The organism is Streptococcus mitis, from assembly GCF_946188375.1.
In the GTDB taxonomy this organism is placed as follows: Bacteria; Bacillota; Bacilli; order Lactobacillales; family Streptococcaceae; genus Streptococcus; species Streptococcus mitis_CX.
In genome coordinates this window covers 1-246 of sequence record NZ_CAMHUS010000169.1, presented here as the reverse complement: position 1 = coordinate 246, position 246 = coordinate 1, and the positions used below count along the sequence as shown (strand labels likewise).

1 protein-coding gene is annotated in these 246 nt (G+C 53.3%); it reads right to left on the bottom strand.

All coding sequences use genetic code 11. The features are described 5' to 3' along the window. The coding region (locus tag N8M16_RS10125; protein ID WP_261070161.1) for a portal protein at positions 1–246 on the bottom strand (246 nt) is incomplete at both ends.

The window sequence follows — 246 nt, the reverse complement described above, 5'->3', positions numbered from 1 at the left end:
TGTTGCCCACACCAAGACCAACTGAAACGGTCATATCCGTGCGGCGCTTCCATTCACCGGGATTCACAGGAACCCACTTGTTGCGCAGCTTGATGATCTCTTGTTTACGCCCGTTCTTGATGGACAGGGCCTGAATCAGTCGCATCAGGCTCTTTACACCAGTCTCAGCAAAGATGCGGGCGATTAGCTCGATCCGCTGCTGGCTGGCATTCATGATCTGCGTGATGCCCGATGATGTCTTGTTCA